The organism is Turicibacter sp. TJ11, assembly GCF_021497505.1.
In the GTDB taxonomy this organism is placed as follows: domain Bacteria; phylum Bacillota_I; class Bacilli_A; order MOL361; family Turicibacteraceae; genus Turicibacter.
In genome coordinates this window covers 2,161,323-2,181,694 of sequence record NZ_CP069349.1, presented here as the reverse complement: position 1 = coordinate 2,181,694, position 20,372 = coordinate 2,161,323, and the positions used below count along the sequence as shown (strand labels likewise).

Here is a 20,372-nt window from a genome sequence, read left to right as displayed (position 1 = left end):
TCTCAAATGACTTCTTTAATTATTCATTTTCATATAGGGGGAATCTTGAAGTTAGAGATAAAACAGCTTCTCGGATGTTAGCTAATTTATCTTTATCTTCGTGAGATTTTAATGCTTCTGCAATATAAGTCGCTAATTCAACCATTTCTTTTTCTTTAAATCCTCGGGTTGTCACAGCCGGAGTTCCTAATCGAATTCCACTTGTAATAAACGGTCTTTCTGCATCAAATGGAATCGTATTTTTATTACATGTAATTGCAACTTCATCTAACACAGCTTCTGCTACTTTACCTGTTAATCCAAAGGTTGATTTTACATCTACTAGCATTAAATGATTATCTGTCCCACCTGATACAATTCGCAGTCCTTGTTTTGTTAACTCGTCAGCTAACACTTGTGCATTTTTAATCACTTGCTTTTGATACTCCACAAATTCAGGCGTTAACGCTTCTCCAAAAGCAACTGCTTTGGCTCCAATGACATGCATTAATGGTCCACCTTGAATCCCTGGGAAAATCACTTTATCTAACTTCGTTGCAATCTCTTCATCATTAGTTAAAATCATTCCACCGCGAGGACCACGTAATGTCTTATGTGTCGTTGTTGTCACAATATGAGCATAATCGACTGGATTTTGATGTAACCCTGCTGCAACAAGGCCAGCAATATGGGCCATATCAACCATCAAGTAAGCACCCACTTTATCCGCAATCTCTCTAAATTTTTTAAAATCAATCGCACGTGGATAAGCAGATGCTCCCGCTACAATTAAAGCTGGCTTCACTTCATTTGCGATTTCAAAAATAGCCTCATAATCAATCATCTCAGTTTCTTGACTGACTCCATATTCATAAAATTCATAATCTTTACCCGAAAAGTTTAGAGGATGACCATGTGTTAAATGACCTCCATGACTTAAATTCATCCCTAAGACTTTATCACCTGGATTTAATAAGGCGCGATAAGCTCCCATATTAGCTTGAGATCCAGAATGAGGTTGAACATTCGCAAATTTAGCACCAAATAATTGTTTTGCACGATCTCTTGCAATCTCTTCAATCGTATCAACAAATTCACAACCACCATAATAACGTTTCGCTGGGTATCCTTCTGCATATTTATTCGTTAAAATAGATCCTTGAACCCTCATGACTTCTTCTGACACATAGTTTTCTGATGCAATTAACTCTACATTTTCACGTTGACGTCTTAATTCTAATTGTAACGCCTCAAAAACTGCCTGATCTTTCATAAAAAACACTCCTAACAAAGTTTCATTTCGTTATTTTGACATAAATCCATCGAATACCCATTCAATTTACCTATAGTTAATAATATATATGCAAATTGACAATCATTTGTGTTATTAATGAATAATAACACAATTTTATAATAAATACCTAATCAAAAGGATTGGTATCATTGGATTTTTTAGAGGAAGTGTTTAGTATGACTTTTAATTTCTGATAGAAAATAAAAAATGTCTAGTTACAGAATCATCATTCTATAACTAGACATTTATATAGTAGAGCCTTTCGTATCGAGTTTTAACAACTGGATATCATTGAGATAATGACTATTGAAAATAGTGATTTGATACACTACTCCAAGCTAATATTCTTTTTTAGATGGGAACACTAGCAAAAACCATATTCGACTCTACATTAATACAATACCCATCTTTTTAGGTTTTATCCTGAATTCCGACATTTTTTTAAATTTTTTTCTCATATAATAAATTGAGTTTTCATCAAAATTAGGGGGAAGAAATGAATTTTTTAGATGATTTAATTCAAAACTTATTTAATGTGATTGATCAACTATTTTGGTTCAGTTCTGAAATTGGCCAAAAAAGACTAAAAAAGTGGGCAGTATTAACTGCATTACTTATCATTTTTTTAGTCTATTGTTTACTTATAAAATTATCCATAAATTAAGTGCGACGATTATGTCGCACTTTTTTTAGTTTTAACTTTAAATAAATGTATTAAAAAATGCCTGGCATAGAAACTAATTTCTATCACCAGGCATTCTTTTTTTGAGAGCTTCAAAGTTTGATAACTGTCATTTATAAACTTTTTCAGATACTTACTTTTTATCGTGGGCGATTCACAAACGCCACGCTACGACCGATTCTAATGATTATAGTGGGATTATCGGTAAACACCACTTCAACCCTCACTAATATAATGGCTCATTTACTCAGTCTTATACAAAAATAATAAAAATTTAAAGCTACTGTAAAAGCTATTTAACACTAGAGAACCATCTAGTGCTATATCATTTAAAAAATCTAGCTGTTTTCCGTAACAAATGAAGGAGATCATCGTATGGGATTTTTAACAAATTTATTTAAATCAAATCAAGAGAATTATGATTATGATCATAAATGTCCTTATGAAGGTCCGATCGGTATTTTCTTAAAAGTTAACACTCAAGAAGGGATCTCGACGACACAAATTGAAATGTTACTAGACAAAATGGTATCAACAGAAAAATCTATGTTTGTCACGATTGATACCGTGGACTGTACACTGATTGGATTGGTTCATACGAAATGGTATGAAGAAGAATGCGACTATAGCTATCACTATCTTAAGCTATTTATGGATAACTTTATTAATGAGATGGGGAATCCATCAAGTTTTACTTATGAATATGAAAATGATACATATCAAACAGACTGGAAAGTTATTGGATATTCGTAAAATTTTAAAAGATAGTAAATTAGGTTTTAGTATCTTTTAAATGATAATAAATATCATTGAATGAATGTTTTTAAAGAAAAGTAGTAATTGTTATTGATTTTCAACTATAAATATTATAAGCTATTATCAGAGATTAAATTTAATAGATAGTCATGAAGGAGAGAGTTTAAATGAGTAACTTAAAAGGTACTAAAACTGAAGCAAATTTAATGCATGCTTTTGCTGGGGAGTCAATGGCACGCAACAAATATACTTATTATGCGGCAAAAGCTAAAGAAGAAGGATATGAACAAATTGCTAACATCTTCTTAGAAACAGCACGTAATGAAATGGAACACGCTAAATTATGGTTCAAGTTCTTACATGAAGGTGAAGTTGCTGATACAATGACAAACTTACGTGATGCTGCAGCTGGTGAAAACGGTGAGTGGACAGATATGTATGCAACATTCGCACAACAAGCTCGTGAAGAAGGATTCAATCGTATCGCTGCTTTATTTGAAATGGTTGGAAAAATCGAAAAAGAACATGAAGCACGTTATTTACAATTATTAAAAAATATTGAAGAAGGAAAAGTATTTGAACGTGAAGAAGAAGTAGCATGGGTTTGCCAAGAATGTGGACACATTCACTACGGTAAAAAAGCACCAAAAGTGTGCCCAGTATGTTCTTACGATCAAGCTCACTTTGAAATCCATTCAGAAAACTACTAAAAAAGAGCCTAAGGCTCTTTTTTTATATTCCAACACTATATAAAGGATCACTCAACCTCTTATCAAGACTCGAAAATAAAAATGTGGATAACTATGTCTTATAGTTATCCACAACTTCATCATTTATTATCACCTAGTTAATCGAAACTTTTCTGATTTAGAATGAATGAGTTCACTTTAATTAAACTAAACCTAAACGTTCAAAAATTCCATCCACTGATTTTAAGTGGTATGTGTGATCAAAGCAATCATCTAAATCTTCCATCGTTAAATGATTCATAACTGTTTCATCTGACTCTAATAATGAACGGAAAGATTGACGATTTTCCCATGCTTGCATCGCCTTAGGTTGAACTAAATCGTAAGCTTGTTCACGAACAAAACCTTTTTCAATTAATTTTAACATGACACGTTGAGAGAAAATAACCCCATGTGTTTTATTAATATTTTCTAACATATTTTCTTCGTAAACTGTTAGGTTATCAATTAAATTAGTAAAACGATTTAACATATAATCTAATAAAATGGTTGCATCTGGCATAATGATACGTTCTGCTGATGAGTGTGAAATATCACGTTCATGCCAAAGTGCAATATTTTCATATGCTGTAACCATATATCCTCTTAACACACGAGCACATCCTGCCATATTTTCAGATCCGATTGGATTACGTTTATGTGGCATGGCTGAAGATCCTTTTTGTCCTTTACGGAAGAACTCTTCTGCTTCACGAACCTCAGTACGTTGTAAGTGGCGCACTTCAACTCCCATTTTTTCAATTGATGCTCCAATTAAAGCAATCGCTGACATATATGCAGCATGACGATCACGTTGTAACGTTTGAGTTGAAATTTTAGCAGACTCGATTCCTAATTTCTCACAAGTATAATCTTGAACAAAGAAAGGAATGTTTGCATGCGTTCCAACTGCACCTGAAATTTTTCCACACTCTACGGCACGAGCTGCTTCTTCAAAACGTGCTTGATTACGTTTCATTTCTTCATACCATAAAGCTAGTTTTAATCCAAATGTTGTGATTTCAGCATGAACACCATGTGTACGCCCCATTTGTACTGTATGTTTATACTTTTTAGCCTTCTCACCTAATACATTAATAAAACGTTCAATATCCGCGCGTAAAATATCATTCGCCTGTTTTAATAAATATCCATTTGCTGTATCAACAACGTCTGTCGATGTTAATCCATAATGAACCCACTTCTTCTCGTCACCACAAGTTTCACTGACAGCACGTGTAAAAGCAACCACGTCATGACGTGTTTCTTGCTCAATTTCGTAAATACGATTTAAATCGAATGAAGCATTTTTCCATAACTTTTCAACATCTTCCATTGGAATATGTCCTAAATGAGCCCAAGCTTCACAAGCTAAAATCTCAACTTTTAAATACGCTTCAAACTTGTTTTGTTCTGTCCAAATAGCTGCCATCTCAGGGCGCGAATAACGTTCAATCATGTCTAGTCTCCCACCTTATCCATTTTTACTTACCCTTTTATTTTAACTTAACTTTTCCATTCTAACAAATCTTTATTTAAATTTTTTGGCAGTCTCTGTCTAAATAAAAAGAGATAATTTTAAACTTCAATTTTGTGACTAAATCATTGTTCCTTTCAAACAAAAAAGCTAAATCAGTCAACTGATTTAGCTTTTCTTTTCATTTAATCGCCATTTACTAGAAGATGCCACATACGGTAACTTAATACTCATACATACCCCTTCTTCAACATTTAATGCCTCGACTGTCCCATTGTGTGCGTTAATAATACTTTGAACAATCGATAATCCAAGACCTGATTGACCTTTATCGCCTTTATAAAAACGATCGAATAAATATGGCAAATCAGCTTCAGAAATTTGAGGTCCATCATTAAACAAACGAATCTCTACCATGGATTGATCCACAACCGTTTGAATTGAAATCTTTTCTTTAGCATAACGAATCGCATTCGTAATAATATTTGATAATGCTCGAATCATTTTATCATCATCCATTTGAACTTGGACCGTTTTATCCAGATTCAAGTTGAATTGAAGATTTTTATCCGCGATAATTCCAGCCATTTTATCATAAAATCCTTGTAAAAATTCATTTAAATCAACTAATTGAAGCTGATAACGATCGTGAGTGGCATCTTCTAGTTTAGATAAATATAAAATAGATTCAACTAAGGTACGAAGTGACTCACTTTCTTGAGAAATAACTTCTGCTGCTTCATCAATCGAGAAAATCCCATCCTTTAAACCTTCTGCGTATCCCCGAATGTTCATCAGTGGAGTTTTTAACTCATGCGAAGTATTTTCAAAAAAGGCTTTTCGTTTACGATCGTTATTAACAATGGACTTCGCCATTCGAACAATATCTTCATCAAGCTCTTGAATTTCATCTCCCGTATAAATCGTGACCTCTGGTACTTCTAAACTTTCTTGAAACGCTCGAACTTTATTTCTTAATAAATGAATCGGACGAGAAATATTATTTTGAACGTAAACTCCAAAAAAGGCTGCAATCAACATACTTACTAACGAAGTAATAAATAAAATACTTAGATTTAACTGATTTAGCTCACTAATTGACCCTTTTTCACTAAGTAACATAATATCAAACGTTCGAGAACCAATGATCACTCGAGTAGAGACTCTAATATAATGCTTATCCAAATAAGAAAGATCCATCGCGTGTTCTGTTAACTCTTTACTCGTATTAGATTGAGTAAAGACCGTATCCCCATCTACAATAATAATCAAATTAGATTCTACTAAACTCATGATATTTTGAGTAATAAACGGGGCGATTTGTGAATTATCCGAATAAAAACCAAAGTTTTCTTCAATTAAGCTTAACTCTTTTTTCATCGTATCAACTAAGCGATACGTTAAAAACTGATTTGAGGCTACCGTAAATAAAGTAAACGATGTTGAAATCGCGATTAAAATAATAACAATATAGCTCCAAAATAATTTACGATCTAATCTCATACTCATAACCTAATTATAAATTATCATCAATTCGGTATCCATATCCCCAAACTGTTGTAATTTCGACACTAGCATCTGCACTTTTTAATTTCTTACGTAGACGTTTGACTAAATCATCAATCATTCGTGATTCTCCTACATAATCATAACCCCAAATATTTTGAATTAAATTTTCACGTGTAAATGAAATATTTTTATTTTTCACTAAATATGACAGTAACATATACTCATTATTCGTTAATGGAACCTCAGTCTCTTTTACTGTACAAACACGTTTTGAATCATCAATTTTTAAATCTTTAATTTGATAAACAGATGTTTCTTGTTCTGTGACCATCACAGGTTCAATACGACGGAAAATAATCTTTAAGCGAACTAATAATTCACGTGGACTAAATGGTTTTGATAAGTAATCATCTGCTCCAAGCTCTAATCCAATAATACGATCAACAGCTTCATCTTTTGCTGAAACAAAGATGATCGGAACTTGACTCACAGCACGAATTTTTTTACATAAGTCTAAGCCATCCATACTTCCCGGCATCATAATATCAAGTACCAGTGCATCCGGTTGCATCACATTAAACGCTTCTAAAACAGAATCAGCATTTTCAAAAGCTGTGACTTTATAACCTTCTTTCTCTAAATATCTTAAAATTAATTGTCTAATATTTGCATCATCATCAATTACAAAAATATGTTTCATCTACTACACCTCATTTTAATGTTTTAAAAAATCTTGCTTAAAGAAGCAAGATTTTTTTATCTATTGTCCATAAGTCGCTAATAATGCACGATCTTCATCCATTCCTTCACCATATCCAGCTAACTTACCATCTTTAACTTTAATTAAAGCTGGTGTTCCAGAAATCTCAATTTCTTCTGCTGTTTGCGGTGATTCATTATTAAATGCTTTATCTAAATAAGCTACAATTTCATTATTCTGATTAACTGAAATCTTCCAACCCTCGTTTGTCGGATATTTTGCATTCGACTCTCCTTCATTGAAAACCTGTACGCCATTTTCAACTTTACCAATCACTTTTGTGTATTCCTTATTGTGAGCAGTCCAGTCATACCATGCATCTAAATTTTCTTCAGCTGCAGCATCCACCACATAAATAGGGACATTATTCTGATTATGTGCCTCTACTAGTTCAGGTCCAAACTGTAAACAAATCGGACATGATTCCTGATAGAAATAAACATAATACTCAGACTCTGCCTGATCAAAAGTCTCTGTATAATTAATATGCTTAAAATCAGTTATCGAATTCACTGAAGGGAATAAAAAGTTTGCTCCAACTGCAATCAAAACGACTGCAACTAAGACGATTAATATTTTCTTCATAACTATTACTCCTTTACAAAACTATTATAACTTAAAATAACTACTTATATTAGAAAAAAATGTGAAATATGTGTGAAACTCATCCCCAGGTTTAAAAGATTAGAAATCTCACTCGGTAGCTGGATATAACCTGATGAAACTAAAAAGACTAAAATTCCGCACACAACAGCAATGAAGACGACGGTTTTTGTGACTACCTTAAATACTAATTTACATAAAAACGCGATCGCTAATCCAACTAACAGCCCCTCAAGTAATCCATACACTTCAACATATGATTTAAATGCCTGATTAAAAAAATATAATCCCACTAAAAAAATTGCATAATACCATTTCTTCACCTCAAGCCACCCTCCTTTAATACCACTATTTTACATTATTTAAAGAAAAAAGCAACGCGAATTGCGTTGCTACTTCATATAATTTCATCTTTTAAGGATAAACCTTAACTTTCTAACGAAACGCGCCTCTATTTCTTTAGTAAAAGAGATGAGCTGACACGTGTTTGCTTAGAAAAAGAAGATGATTACATGAATTTTTTCGTTAATAAAAACTAATTGCTATATATTTAATTCCCACCTTGACTTCTTAGCTACCCTAATACAATCTAATTCCTACCATCTATCAATAACTTCCCCATTATTAATAGACGCCTTCCATCTACCGTCCACTTCAATCATCTAACTCTCACTACTAATCTTATTCAGTTTTCTCACTCAAACCACAGTAAAAGTTTCCCCACTTCCACTAAAAGCGTATCTATTCAAGACTTATCTCTTTAATCATCATGAACCTGACTTCCCCATCAAATTCATGACTTTTTCTAACTTAGTGGTTGAAGTAGAGATTTCCCCTTCTCTACTTCAAACCAACTCATTAAATAAAACTTTTGCTTCTAATAAAATCAAATTCAACTAACGACTTCAAAGTCGAGTCAAACTAGAATAATTCTTTTAATAAAATTGTTTGTTCACGATCTGGTCCAACACTGAAAATAGCAACTTTAGCGCCTACTAATTCCTCAATTCGACGTAAATAATTTTGTGCTGCTACTGGTAATTCTTCAAATGAAGTGACACCTGTAATATCTTCTTGCCATCCTGGCATTTCCTCATACACTGGTGTACAACGTTCAAATTCTTTGATTGTTGATGGAACGTATTTAATCACTTGTCCGTCTAACTCATATGCTGTACAAATTTTTAATGTCTCTAATCCTGATAAAACATCTAATAAATTAACAGAAATTCCAGTTAATCCACTCACACGACGAGTATGAGAAACAACAACACTATCAAACCATCCAATACGACGAGGACGACCTGTTACCGTTCCATACTCACGACCGATTTCACGAATACGATTTGCCGTTTCTCCTTCGATTTCAGTTGGGAATGCTCCTTCACCAACACGGGTAGAATAAGCTTTAACAACCCCGATAACTTCTTCAATCTTAGTTGGACCAACACCTAAACCAGTTGTGACTGCACCAGCTGATGGATTTGAAGAAGTAACAAACGGATAAGTTCCGTGGTCAATATCTAACATAACCCCTTGAGCACCTTCAAATAAAACTTTTTTATCTTCATTAAATGCTTCATCTAATTCATAAGAAGTATCTGTGACATAAGGACGAATCACATCTGCATACTCACAATATTTTGTATAGATGTCTTCAAATGAGAAGGTTTGTTTTCCATATTTTTCTAAAATCTCATTTTTTTGTGCTAATTGTTCTTGTAAACGCGTCGCGAATACCTCTTTATCCATTAGCTCACCCATACGAATTCCAACACGAGCATACTTATCTGTATAGCAAGGTCCGATTCCACGTTTCGTTGTTCCAACTTTTTGATCACCTTTTAACTCTTCTTGAAGACCATCTAACTCAATATGATATGGGAAAATAACATGGGCACGATTTGAAATACGAATATGATCCGTTGAAATTCCCGCTTCATTTAAATAAGCAATTTCTTCAAGTAATGATTCCGGATTAATCACCATTCCATTTCCTAAAATAACTTTCTCTGAATTAAAAATTCCAGAAGGGATTAAACGCAACTTAAATTGTTGCCCTTTGAACTCGATTGTATGACCTGCGTTATTCCCCCCTTGATAACGCGCCACAATATCCGCATGTTGGGCTAAGTAATCGGTAATTTTACCTTTCCCTTCGTCTCCCCATTGTGTTCCTACAACTACTACTGTTTTTGCCATATCACTTGCCACCTTTTTCTCAAATTTTAATGAATATAGAACTACCTACCACTAGTAGGGCTTAAACTTATTGATTAACAATTAAATAATTATGCCTCATAACGTTCTAAGATTTGGCGTGCCACCCAAACTCCGCTTGCTCCAGCTTGTGCAAGTCCGCGTGTAACACCCGCTCCATCTCCACCAACGAATAAGCCCTTAACTTTCGTTTCAAACTTATCATCAATCTCAGGACGAGCCGAATAAAACTTAGCTTCTACTCCGTAAAATAACGTATGTTCAGCTGCAATTCCTGGTGTGACATGATCGAGTGCTTCCGTCATTTCAATTAATGATTTCATCGTATTATAAGGAAGTACTAATCCTAAATCTCCTGGTACTGCTTCTTTTAACGTTGGCTCTACAAATCCTTCTTTTAAACGTTTAGCCGTTGTACGACGTCCACGTAAAATATCGCCATATTTTTGAACGATAATTGATCCATTTGATAATTTATTCGCTAAATGAGAAACTTCATGAGCGAACTCATTTGGTTGATCAAATGGTTCTTCAAATGTATGTGATACCAGTAAAGCAAAGTTTGTATTTTTACTTCCTAACTTCGGATCTTTATAGGCATGACCGTTTGCTAACATCGTTCCTGAGTGATTTTCAACGACAACATGTCCTGAAGGATTTGAACAGAATGTTCGAACGACTGTTCCAACACTTGTACGATACATAAACTTTCCTTCATATAAGTGTTCGTTAATTTCTTGCATAACAATATCAGACGTTTCTACACGTACACCGATATCCACTTGTAAATTCTTCATAGCAATTTTTTGATTTTGCATCACTTCTTTTAACCAAACTGATCCATCACGACCTGGAGCTAAAAAGACTTGATTAGCTTCCATAATCTCACCATTAGCAAGTAGTAATCCTTTAACCGCTTCATTTTCAACAATCACATCTTTGACTTCTGTTTTGAAATGATAATCAACGCGCTCTTTCATTTCTTCATAAATACTTTTTAAAATTTCTAAGTTTTGCTCCGTTCCTAAGTGACGAACTTTAGCACGTAATAACTTTAATCCCACCGCATATCCACGCTTCTCAATCTCACGTACTTTATCTGTCGTTGGATCCGTAATATCAGTTGTTGCTCCATGAGCTAAATTAATTCCATCCACATAATCAATTAAATCTTCAACCAGTGGAGTTGGTAAATAATCTGTCATCCATCCTCCGAATTCATGAGTAATGTTGAACTTACCATCTGAGTAAGCACCTGCTCCACCAAAACCATTTGTAATTGAACAAGCTGGCATACAACCAACATGATCTTTAATGACTGGACATTTTTTAATTTTATGCTCAAGAATTGGGCATCTACGTTTATAAATATCTAATCCTTTATCTACTAAGGCGACCTTTAAATCTTTATTTTTCTTTGATAACTCATATGCTGCAAAAATCCCAGCTGGACCTGCCCCAACAATTACAACATCATACTTACTCATTCTTCACTTCTCCTTCATACAAATCTGGTATATACCAACAAAAAAGCACCCTACGTTTAGGTAGGGTGCTAGATGTTTAAAATATATATTAAATTGGTCATTTTCATTTCCAAATTTGTTAGTTTCATTATTTTGTCACCTTTTTATATAACATTTAACGATACTATTATACCAAAGAAACATTAATCTGTAATCACTTAATTTTTAAAAATCGTATATTGATTACGACCATTTTTCTTACTTTCATATAAAGCATGATCCGCTTGCTGATAAATAATTTCTAAATCCGTTAAACTTCCATCATTAAAACAAATCCCTATTGAAGTGGTAACTTTCAACGTTTGAGTATCATCGACTAGAATTCTTTGAATAGATTCAACAACCGAAATCGTGTTATATTCAACATCATCCATTAAACAAACAACAACCTCATCGCCACCTAATCGACAAATCACACTATCCTTAGGACAACATTTTTTCAAAATCGTTGCCATCTGAACGATCACTTGATCTCCAACTAAATGACCATACGTATCATTGATTGATTTAAAATAGTCAATATCCATAATCATGAAATTAAATGCTTTCTTTGAATTCATGACCTCATTCATTTTATTCGTATAACCTAATCGATTTAAAAGCCCTGTTGCATAATCCGTATACTTTAAATACTCTGTTTTCTTATCCAAGTAGCGTAAGCGAGCTAAAATAAAAATAATAAAAGCCGATAAAAGGATTCCCCCAACAAATAAAAATTACTGTTGATGCATGGAATATAAATGATGCTTTAAAGAGGACAAAAACAGTCGAATATTTTGACAAACTCTCTCCGTTTTCCCAATCATACGACTCAAGAGCATCAAATAGCTTAATGAAAAAATCATCTTCTTTAACAACTAAGGAAAACATATACTTTCCGATTTTACCTTTGTAAGATAAATTATAATGTTCAAAGTAATCTAAATAAATAGGATCAAGCACTAGATAGTCTATCTTATCTAAGGTTAACTCTTGATATAAAGCACTAAGTGAATTTTTTAAAGTGAGATTCAATTGATTATTAAAAAATCCCTCTGATGTAATACTTCCAAACACAGTATGCGAATTTTTTTCTAATAAATCATGAACCATGACTTGATTGAATGCTCCATAAGCATTGATTTGACCTTGATAAATTGGATAATATTTACCGTCTAATAATTCTTTATCGTTTGATTCCATATCAAAAACAGGGAAAATATCAATTTCACCCGCTTCATAAGCCACTTTTAACTCCTCATAACTTCCATAGACAAGCTCAAATTCAACGCCGAAATTCGTATGAATTTGCTTTAAAACATGATCTAGCATCCCCGAAAATTTACTGTGATCATTATTATAGTACATAAAGGGTGATGCTTCATAAATTCCAACCTTCATCACAGGTTGTTTATAAAATAACCACTCATATGTTTTCTTATCTAAATTATAAAGCTTACTGATTAAGGCATTTTGATGATTAAAGAATAATCTGCATATCTTTCCATCGTCTGCATCTTAGCCATAATTTCATCCAAAATTGAGATGAAACGACGATCATCTGAAATAAAATACCATTCCGATGAAAAATACTCTGTTGATCTTATCTCTCTTCATTTAATAGTCCATTATAAAGAGAACTATAATTTGGATAAGTTACAATCAGGCTAACGTCAGATAGATAAGACCATATTTTATCATCGTTGTCCACAACTCCAATTTTATAGTTCGTTAAATCAGTCATATTTTTAATCTTACTATATTGATTAACATAAAAACTATACTCAAACTCACAAATAGGAGAGCTATAGTGAAGCCCATCATAGTCAGACATTTTTCCAGCAATAAAAGCATCGATAATATTATAGTCCATTAATTCTTGATTTTCGTTAATGTCAGAAACAAAATAAGACACTATATTTTTATTTTATAAATCTGAAAACTCTTGAAAAACATCTACTATAACCCCTTTTAGAGAACTATAGTAATAGTAATTCAAAGGGGTTATAGAAGAAGGATATCCAATTTTAAATTTACTTTGAGTCGTTTCTACTAACCATTGCTCATTTGAATTAGATAAAAATTCTAGTTCTACTGACCGTGCATTAATCTTAAAATGACAACTAGTAACGCTAAAAATAAAACATATTATACCAATTATAATTTTTTTAATCCCCTAAAAGTATACTCAACACTTTCATACATCATGTGATTGATTTTTAATAATTATTATTCTAGATTAAAATCAATAGCCGCTTTAATAAAATCACGGAATAATGGCTGTGGTTTTTGTGGACGTGACAAGAATTCAGGATGGAATTGTCCAGCAACAAACCAACGATGTTGTGGATTTTCAATTATTTCTACTAATCCTGTTTGTGGGTTAATTCCTGAGAAGACTAACCCAGCATTCTCTAAAATAGTTTTATATTGATTGTTAAATTCATAACGATGACGATGGCGCTCTTTCACATTTACTGATTGATAAGCATCAAACGCTTTTGTTCCTTCTTTTACATAGCAATCATATAATCCTAAACGTAAAGTTCCACCCATTTTAATTCCTTCATATTGATCAGGTAAATAATCAAAAATGGCATGTGGTGTATTTGCATCAAATTCTGTTGAATTAGCTCCTTCTAATTTAGCAACATGACGTGCAAATTCAATAGCAGCAATTTGCATCCCTAAACAAATACCGAAGTAAGGGACATTATTTTCACGTGCAAATTTAGCAGATAAAATCTTTCCTTCTACTCCACGATTTCCAAATCCACCAGGTACTAAAATACCATCCACGTCAGCAAATAACTCTTCTACCGTATCTTCTGTTACCTTTTCAGAGTCGATCCATTTAATTTTTACCTTTTTACCAAAGTGATATCCCGCATGTTTTAATGCCTCTACCACTGATAAATAAGCATCCGGTAATGATACATATTTTCCAACTAATGCAATTGAGACTTCTCCTTCTAAATGACGAACTGTTTCAATTAATTGTTGCCATTCAGTCATATCAGCTTCAGGTGTTTCAAGTCCAAAGTGTTTACATACATACTCATCTAAACCTTGAGCTTTTAAATGCATTGGAATTTCATATAAAACATCAGCATCCATTGCCTGAACAACCGCCTCTTTAGGCACGTTACAGAATGAAGAAATTTTTTCTTTAACATGATCTTCAATATCCACTTCCGTACGTAAAACAATTACATCTGGCTGAATCCCTAACGATAGTAACTCTTTAACACTATGTTGAGTTGGTTTTGTCTTAATTTCACCAGCAGCTTTTAAATATGGTACTAATGTTGTATGAATATATAATGTATTATGATATCCAAAATCCTTACGTGCTTGACGAATTGCTTCTAAAAATGGTAATGATTCAATATCACCTACCGTACCACCAATTTCTGTAATGATGATATCTGCATCACTATCTTCAGCAGCCGCAACTAATTTTGATTTAATCTCATTTGTAATATGAGGGATAACCTGAACCGTAGCACCTAAATATTCTCCACGACGTTCCTTCTCAATAACATTTGAGTAAACACGACCTGTCGTAATATTAGAATTTTGTGATAAGTTTTCATCAATAAAACGTTCATAATGTCCTAAATCTAAATCCGTTTCTGCCCCATCATCCGTTACAAAAACTTCACCATGTTGATATGGACTCATAGTACCAGGGTCAACATTAATATAAGGATCGAACTTTTGCATAAAAACTTTAAGACCTCGATTTTTTAATAGTCGACCAAGAGATGAAGCTGTAATTCCTTTTCCTAACGATGACACAACCCCACCTGTAACAAAAATATATTTTGTCATATATTATTCCTCCTGTAATGTAATAAGTTTCTGCTTTTAGATAAAAAAATAAGCCCTCCATAACGGAGAGCATTTTTTTAGGGCTCTTGAATATATTATCAGATATATTTTGATAATACAACAACAAAAGGCAAATATATACATTTTTCTATTATAATCAAAACAAAAAAAAGCACCCTTGCGGTGCATCATCATCAATTGGAGCGGGTGAAGAGAATCGAACTCTCACAGTCAGCTTGGAAGGCTGAAGTTCTACCATTAAACTACACCCGCAGGTATTTAATGAAAGGCCCAGCGACGTCCTACTCTCGCACTTGCGTACTACCCTCGGCGCTAAGGAGCTTAACTGCTGTGTTCGGTATGGGAACAGGTGTGCCCTCCTTGCCATCATCACTAGACCTCTGAAAGATTCGTTAATCTTCCAAAACTAGATATCTTCTTCAGTTTCGTTGGTTAAGTCCTCGATCGATTAGTATCAGTCCGCTCCATGTGTCACCACACTTCCACTCCTGACCTATCCACCTCGTCGTCTTCAAGGGATCTTACTTCTTTCGAATGGGAAATCTCATCTTGAGGGGGGCTTCACGCTTAGATGCTTTCAGCGTTTATCCCGTCCACACGTAGCTACCCAGCGATGCTCCTGGCAGAACAACTGGTACACCAGCGGTGTGTCCATCCCGGTCCTCTCGTACTAAGGACAGCTCCTCTCAAATTTCCTACGCCCACGACGGATAGGGACCGAACTGTCTCACGACGTTCTGAACCCAGCTCGCGTACCGCTTTAATGGGCGAACAGCCCAACCCTTGGGACCGACTACAGCCCCAGGATGCGATGAGCCGACATCGAGGTGCCAAACCTCCCCGTCGATGTGAACTCTTGGGGGAGATCAGCCTGTTATCCCCGGGGTAGCTTTTATCCGTTGAGCGACGGCCCTTCCATTCGGTACCGCCGGATCACTAAGCCCGACTTTCGTCCCTGCTCGACTTGTAGGTCTCGCAGTCAAGCTCCCTTCTGCCTTTACACTCTTCGAATGATTTCCAACCATTCTGAGGGAACCTTTGGGCGCCTCCGTTACTCTTTGGGAGGCGACCGCCCCAGTCAAACTGCCCACCTGACACTGTTCCCTGACCCGATGAGGGCCACGGGTTAGAACCCCAGTAACACAAGGGTAGTATCCCAACAGCGACTCCACCAAGACTGGCGTCCTGGTTTCTTCGTCTCCTACCTATCCTGTACATGTGCCACCAGTGCTCAATATCAAGCTACAGTAAAGCTCCACGGGGTCTTTCCGTCCTGTCGCGGGTAACCTGCATCTTCACAGGTACTATGATTTCACCGAGTCTCTTGTTGAGACAGCGCCCAGATCGTTACGCCTTTCGTGCGGGTCGGAACTTACCCGACAAGGAATTTCGCTACCTTAGGACCGTTATAGTTACGGCCGCCGTTTACTGGGGCTTCAATTCAAAGCTTCGCTTGCGCTAACCTCTCCTCTTAACCTTCCAGCACCGGGCAGGCGTCAGCCCCTATACATCACCTTGCGGTTTAGCAGAGACCTGTGTTTTTGATAAACAGTCGCCTGGGCCTATTCACTGCGGCTTGCTTTCACAAGCACCCCTTCTCCCGAAGTTACGGGGTCATTTTGCCGAGTTCCTTAACAAGAGTTCTCTCGCTCATCTTAGGATTCTCTCCTCGCCTACCTGTGTCGGTTATCGGTACGGGCACTTACTAAATTAACCCTAGAAGCTTTTCTTGGAAGCGTGACGTCAGTTGACTTCGCCTATTGGCTTCGGCATCACAGCTCAATGTTATGCCATGCGGATTTGCCTACATGACCACCTCACTGCTTACACGTGAATCCATTCACACGCTCAACTTAGCCTTCTCCGTCACTCCATCAGTTTAATAAGTGGTACAGGAATATCAACCTGTTGTCCATCGGCTACGCCTTTCGGCCTCACCTTAGGTCCCGACTTACCCAGGGCGGACGAGCCTTCCCCTGGAAACCTTAGGCTTTCGATGGATAGGATTCTCACCTATCTTTCGCTACTCACACCGGCATTCTCACTTCTAACCGCTCCACAGCTCCTTCCGGTACTGCTTCTCCGCTGTTAGAACGCTCTCCTACCACTGACTCTAAAGTCAATCCGCAGCTTCGGCGGTCCGTTTAGCCCCGGTACATTTTCGGCGCAGAGTCACTCGACTAGTGAGCTATTACGCACTCTTTAAAGGATGGCTGCTTCTAAGCCAACCTCCTAGTTGTCTGTGCATCTCCACATCCTTTTCCACTTAACGGACACTTGGGGGCCTTAGCTGGCGGTCTGGGCTCTTTCCCTTTTGACCATGGACCTTATCACCCACAGTCTGACTCCCGATGATATCTATCTGGCATTCGGAGTTTGATTGAGATCAGTACCCCGAGGTGGGGCCATCACCCATTCAGTGCTCTACCTCCAGTAGACTTAACATCGAGGCTAGCCCTAAAGCTATTTCGGAGAGAACCAGCTATATCCGTGTTCGATTGGAATTTCACCCCTAGCCACAAGTCATCCAAGCACTTTTCAACGTGCCCTGGTTCGGCCCTCCAGTCAGTGTTACCTGACCTTCAGCCTGCTCATGGCTAGCTCACACGGTTTCGGGTCTACAACATCGTACTCATCGCCCTATTCAGACTCGCTTTCGCTACGGCTCCGCATCTTCTGCTTAACCTCGCACGATATCGTAACTCGCCGGTTCATTCTACAAAAGGCACGCCATCACCCATGAACGGGCTCTGACTAGTTGTAGGCACACGGTTTCAGGTTCTCTTTCACTCCCCTTCCGGGGTTCTTTTCACCTTTCCCTCACGGTACTGGTTCACTATCGGTCACTAGGTAGTATTTAGCCTTACGAGATGGTCCTCGTTGATTCCGACGGGATTCCACGTGTCCCGCCGTACTCAGGATTCCTTCCATGCATTTCACAATTTCACCTACGGGACTCTCACCCCCTACGGTTGGCCTTCCCAGACCATTCGGCTATCATGATTTGTCAATTCTGAAGGTCCTACAACCCCGGACAAGTCCGGTTTGGGCTCTTCCCACTTCGCTCGCCGCTACTACGGGAATCGATCTTTCTTTCTTTTCCTCCAGGTACTTAGATGTTTCAGTTCCCTGGGTCTGTCTCCAATCTGGCTATGTATTCACCAGATGGTGCTAGCGTATCACCACTAGCGGGTTTCCCCATTCGGATATCCCCGGATCAATGCTCACTTACAGCTCCCCGAGGCGTTTCGCCGTTTGTCGCGTCCTTCGTCGACTCCTAGTGCCAAGGCATCCTCCGTGCGCCCTTATTCACTTAACCTATTTTAAATCTATTGATTGTTTCTTCTGAATGAAGATATCTAGTTTTCAAAGATCAACCTTGGAAGAAATTCTTCCAAAACTAAACAGAACGTCGCTTTCTCCATAGAAAGGAGGTGATCCATCCCCACCTTCCGGTAGGGATACCTTGTTACGACTTCACCCCAATCATCTACCCCACCTTAGGCAGCTCCCTCCTTGCGGTTAGGCCACTGACTTCGGGTGTTGTAAACTCTCGTGGTGTGACGGGCGGTGTGTACAAGACCCGGGAACGTATTCACCGCGACATTCTGATTCGCGATTACTAGCGATTCCAACTTCATGTAGGCGAGTTGCAGCCTACAATCCGAACTGAGATTGGCTTTATGAGGTTTGCTCCACGTCACCGCTTCGCTTCTCTTTGTACCAACCATTGTAGCACGTGTGTAGCCCAGGTCATAAGGGGCATGATGATTTGACGTCATCCCCACCTTCCTCCAGTTTGTCACTGGCAGTCTCGTTAGAGTCCCCAACTGAATGCTGGCAACTAACGACAGGGGTTGCGCTCGTTGCGGGACTTAACCCAACATCTCACGACACGAGCTGACGACAACCATGCACCACCTGTATCCATTGTCCCCGAAGGGAAAATCCTATCTCTAGGACGGTCAACGGTATGTCAAGACCTGGTAAGGTTCTTCGCGTTGCTTCGAATTAAACCACATGCTCCACCGCTTGTGCGGGTCCCCGTCAATTCCTTTGAGTTTCAGTCTTGCGACCGTACTCCCCAGGCGGAGTGCTTAATGCGTTAACTTCAGCACTGAGGTTCGACCCCCAACACTTAGCACTCATCGTTTACGGCGTGGACTACCAGGGTATCTAATCCTGTTTGCTCCCCACGCTTTCGCGCCTCAGTGTCAGTTACAGACCAGGAAGCCGCCTTCGCCACTGGTGTTCCTCCATATCTCTACGCATTTCACCGCTACACATGGAATTCCACTTCCCTCTTCTGCACTCAAGTTGACCAGTTTCCAATGACCCTCCACGGTTAAGCCGTGGGCTTTCACATCAGACTTAATCAACCACCTGCGCGCTCTTTACGCCCAATAATTCCGGATAACGCTCGCCACCTACGTATTACCGCGGCTGCTGGCACGTAGTTAGCCGTGGCTTTCTCATAAGGTACCGTCACACTCTAGCCATTTCCTACTAAAGTCGTTCTTCCCTTATAACAGAATTTTACAACCCGAAGGCCTTCATCATTCACGCGGCGTTGCTCGGTCAGGCTTTCGCCCATTGCCGAAGATTCCCTACTGCTGCCTCCCGTAGGAGTCTGGGCCGTGTCTCAGTCCCAGTGTGGCCGTTCACCCTCTCAGGTCGGCTACGCATCGTCGCCTTGGTAGGCCGTTACCCTACCAACTAGCTAATGCGCCGCAGGCTCATCCATCAGCGGTGCCAGGAGCACCTTTAAACTTTCGTCCTATCCGGTATTAGCGATCGTTTCCAATCGTTGTCCCCGTCTGATGGGCAGATGACCTACGTGTTACTCACCCGTTCGCCGCTCACCACCGAAGTGGTTCGCTCGACTTGCATGTATTAGGCACGCCGCCAGCGTTCATCCTGAGCCAGGATCAAACTCTCCATATTAAATGTTTGTTTTTATCCTAAGCTTCTGTTCGAAACTTTATCTTAAAAGTAAATGTTTCT

Annotated in this window: 15 protein-coding genes, 1 tRNA gene and 3 rRNA genes; 3 read left to right on the top strand and 16 right to left on the bottom strand. The window is 37.6% G+C overall.

The genetic code is table 11. The features are described 5' to 3' along the window. Positions 1 to 19: 19 nt before the first annotated feature. Positions 20 to 1,252, bottom strand: a complete 1,233-nt coding sequence (gene glyA / locus JRC48_RS10425) for a serine hydroxymethyltransferase (RefSeq protein ID WP_235069460.1) — start codon at positions 1,250 to 1,252, stop codon at positions 20 to 22. Between the two features lie 517 nt (positions 1,253 to 1,769). Here glyA and JRC48_RS10420 point away from each other — a divergent pair. From JRC48_RS10420 to rbr, 3 genes are all read left to right on the top strand, one after another. Beyond that, positions 1,770 to 1,937, top strand: a complete 168-nt coding sequence (locus JRC48_RS10420) for a hypothetical protein (RefSeq protein WP_235069459.1) — start codon at positions 1,770 to 1,772, stop codon at positions 1,935 to 1,937. 393 nt (positions 1,938 to 2,330) lie between these two features. Beyond that, positions 2,331 to 2,708, top strand: coding sequence for a hypothetical protein (locus JRC48_RS10415; RefSeq protein ID WP_235069458.1), 378 nt, complete (start codon positions 2,331 to 2,333; stop codon positions 2,706 to 2,708). Between the two features lie 170 nt (positions 2,709 to 2,878). Then, a complete protein-coding gene (gene rbr / locus JRC48_RS10410) occupies positions 2,879 to 3,421 on the top strand; it encodes a rubrerythrin (protein ID WP_235069457.1) in 543 nt (180 codons plus the stop codon). A gap of 181 nt (positions 3,422 to 3,602) precedes the next feature. Here the strand turns inward: rbr and purB are convergent, their stop codons facing one another. From purB to JRC48_RS10335, 15 genes are all read right to left on the bottom strand, one after another. Next, on the bottom strand, positions 3,603 to 4,898 hold the full coding sequence (purB, locus tag JRC48_RS10405) for an adenylosuccinate lyase (protein ID WP_235069456.1): 1,296 nt from the start codon (positions 4,896 to 4,898) through the stop codon (positions 3,603 to 3,605). Between the two features lie 186 nt (positions 4,899 to 5,084). Further along, entirely contained in the window at positions 5,085 to 6,419 is a 1,335-nt protein-coding gene (locus JRC48_RS10400) for a cell wall metabolism sensor histidine kinase WalK (protein ID WP_235069455.1), read from the bottom strand. A gap of 13 nt (positions 6,420 to 6,432) precedes the next feature. Continuing rightward, positions 6,433 to 7,125 (bottom strand): response regulator transcription factor, encoded by a 693-nt coding sequence (locus JRC48_RS10395; protein ID WP_235069454.1) that lies wholly within the window; start codon positions 7,123 to 7,125, stop codon positions 6,433 to 6,435. 60 nt (positions 7,126 to 7,185) lie between these two features. Next, complete coding sequence (locus JRC48_RS10390) at positions 7,186 to 7,770, bottom strand: hypothetical protein (protein ID WP_235069453.1); 585 nt, start codon at positions 7,768 to 7,770, stop codon at positions 7,186 to 7,188. A 44-nt stretch (positions 7,771 to 7,814) separates the two neighbouring features. Then, positions 7,815 to 8,111, bottom strand: a complete 297-nt coding sequence (locus tag JRC48_RS10385) for a hypothetical protein (protein WP_235069452.1) — start codon at positions 8,109 to 8,111, stop codon at positions 7,815 to 7,817. Between the two features lie 598 nt (positions 8,112 to 8,709). Continuing rightward, positions 8,710 to 9,990 carry an adenylosuccinate synthase gene (locus JRC48_RS10380; protein WP_235069451.1) on the bottom strand — a complete coding sequence of 427 codons (1,281 nt, stop codon included), beginning with the start codon at positions 9,988 to 9,990 and terminating at the stop codon, positions 8,710 to 8,712. A gap of 89 nt (positions 9,991 to 10,079) precedes the next feature. Then, positions 10,080 to 11,495 (bottom strand): NAD(P)/FAD-dependent oxidoreductase, encoded by a 1,416-nt coding sequence (locus tag JRC48_RS10375; RefSeq protein ID WP_235069450.1) that lies wholly within the window; start codon positions 11,493 to 11,495, stop codon positions 10,080 to 10,082. A gap of 197 nt (positions 11,496 to 11,692) precedes the next feature. Beyond that, the gene (locus JRC48_RS10370) at positions 11,693 to 12,184 is read right to left on the bottom strand and encodes a GGDEF domain-containing protein (protein ID WP_235069449.1); all 492 of its coding nucleotides are present in this window, start codon (positions 12,182 to 12,184) and stop codon (positions 11,693 to 11,695) included. Further along, positions 12,177 to 12,881 carry a hypothetical protein gene (locus JRC48_RS10365; protein ID WP_235069448.1) on the bottom strand — a complete coding sequence of 235 codons (705 nt, stop codon included), beginning with the start codon at positions 12,879 to 12,881 and terminating at the stop codon, positions 12,177 to 12,179. Before JRC48_RS10365 ends, JRC48_RS10370 begins: the two co-directional genes overlap by 8 nt. 235 nt (positions 12,882 to 13,116) lie before the next feature. After that, positions 13,117 to 13,428, bottom strand: a complete 312-nt coding sequence (locus JRC48_RS10360; protein WP_235069447.1) for a hypothetical protein — start codon at positions 13,426 to 13,428, stop codon at positions 13,117 to 13,119. 314 nt (positions 13,429 to 13,742) lie between these two features. Continuing rightward, positions 13,743 to 15,347, bottom strand: coding sequence for a CTP synthase (locus JRC48_RS10355; RefSeq protein ID WP_235069446.1), 1,605 nt, complete (start codon positions 15,345 to 15,347; stop codon positions 13,743 to 13,745). A 199-nt stretch (positions 15,348 to 15,546) separates the two neighbouring features. Then, positions 15,547 to 15,620 (bottom strand) — tRNA-Gly (locus tag JRC48_RS10350). 16 nt (positions 15,621 to 15,636) lie between these two features. Then, positions 15,637 to 15,745: ribosomal RNA gene (gene rrf / locus JRC48_RS10345) — 5S ribosomal RNA — on the bottom strand. 51 nt (positions 15,746 to 15,796) lie between these two features. Further along, a 23S ribosomal RNA gene (locus JRC48_RS10340) occupies positions 15,797 to 18,687 on the bottom strand. A 108-nt stretch (positions 18,688 to 18,795) separates the two neighbouring features. Next, a 16S ribosomal RNA gene (locus JRC48_RS10335) occupies positions 18,796 to 20,312 on the bottom strand. Together the 16S, 23S and 5S rRNA genes with 1 tRNA gene alongside form the textbook arrangement of a ribosomal RNA operon. Positions 20,313 to 20,372: the final 60 nt, after the last annotated feature.